This is a genomic window from Paenibacillus sp. p3-SID1389 (assembly GCF_025151705.1).
Classification (GTDB): Bacteria; Bacillota; Bacilli; order Paenibacillales; family Paenibacillaceae; genus Fontibacillus; species Fontibacillus phoenicis.
Window position 1 is genome coordinate 1 of record NZ_JALXVO010000114.1, and the last position, 1,591, is coordinate 1,591.

Sequence of the window (1,591 nt, forward strand, 5' to 3'; positions counted from 1 at the left end):
GATAGTGTAAAATCTCTGTGGGTGTAGGAATTGGAAAAAGCGGATATAGAAAAAGAGCTTCTCCCTTGGTAAAGTGATGTTTGCGCACAACACACCAAGAAGGAGGAAGCTCCTGTGAGCCACTTTACCACAACAATGCCGACGATGAAAGAGATTGAGCAATGGATTTTCCGGAAAATGCAGGAGGAATTCGCTCGTGCGATGAAGCAGGTGCTGGAGGCGCTGGATCAGCAGATCCTGGAGCAACGGGACCGAGAGCGTTATCGAGTAAAGGACGAGCGTGAAACAAGCGTCAACACAGTGTTCGGGAATGTGCGCTTTAAGCGGAGATTGTACTGTGACCGTAGAAGCGGCAAACACGTGTATCTGCTGGATCAGCTGTTGCAATTCGAAGGGCGCGGGAAAGTCAGTCCGCATTTGGAAGAGACAGCAATCGCATTCGCAAGCCAAGGACCGTCGTACCGGGACAGCGCAAAGAGGCTGGAGCAGCTTTTGGGCTACAATGTGCTGAGCCACCAAGCGATCAGGGAAAAACTGATGGAGCGTGCGCAACAGCCGATGCCAGCGGTGAAACGGCGCGCTGCCCGCGTGCTGTTCGTGGAAGTGGATGGGCTGTACACGAAGCTGCAGCGGAGCAAAAAGCGCGGGATGGAGAACGCAATTGCAGTCGTACACGAAGGCTGGGAGAAGAACGGCAAGCGGGTACAGCTGAAGAACAAACAGCATTACCTGCATACGAGCGGCGGCGACTTCTGGGAAGGGTTCGGGGACTTTCTGGTGGAGCGTTACGAAATCGACGAGAACACGTGGCTTGTGGTGAACGGAGACGGCGCGGCGTGGATCGGGGAATGTACATCCTACTTTCACCAATGTCTGTACATGCTGGACCGCTTTCATGTGGCGCGTGATTTGAAACGCTTTGTCGGTCATTTGCCGCAGGTGTGGGAGAGAGTGAGACGGTCTTTGGCCAAACAGGATGCAGCCGCGCTTATGGCGGTCCTGGAAGGCGTGTCGGAGCAAGAGATAGCGGAAGAGAACCGGAAGGATTGGAAGCCGTATAAAAGATTTCTAAAGCGGCATGAGAAGCATTTGGACGACTACCGAAAAACACTCCAGGCGAAGGGGATCGACACAAGCGGCATGCGCCCGATGGGAAGCGCGGAATCGCAGATGCGTATATTCGCCAAGCGGACGAAGCGTGGCGGGTACAGTTGGAGTGAGCGAGGCGTCAGGGCGATGCTGAGGACGATGATGAGGATTCAAGAAGCGGGCACGGTGGTAAGAACGGTTGAAGGACAAGCGAGTAAGCAGGCAACGCCGCAGCAGTCGATAAACATGCGGCAATTGCTCAAGAACGTGACGCAACCGGTCAAGGGTTGTATCGCTGGAATGATTCGCATGCTGCAAGGACCGAAGCAAAGCAGCACAACGGGTATGGCACTCAAAGCACTTCGCGGATAACGGCAAAAAATTCTGACAAATCACTTGTGTTTGATGAAAGAACGAAGCAAAGCGCTTACAAGGAAGAGGTTCCTTCGGGGTTCGCGTTCCAGGCATCTTAAATGACTGCCCACGCTAGCTTGACACTGAC

1 protein-coding gene is annotated in these 1,591 nt (G+C 53.7%); it reads left to right on the plus strand.

The window, feature by feature from the left end; genetic code table 11:
• The first annotated feature begins 114 nt into the window (after window positions 1-114).
• Window positions 115-1,461, plus strand: a complete 1,347-nt coding sequence (locus tag M3G15_RS21295; protein ID WP_260072014.1) for an ISLre2-like element ISTco1 family transposase — start codon at window positions 115-117, stop codon at window positions 1,459-1,461.
• Window positions 1,462-1,591 lie beyond the last annotated feature (130 nt).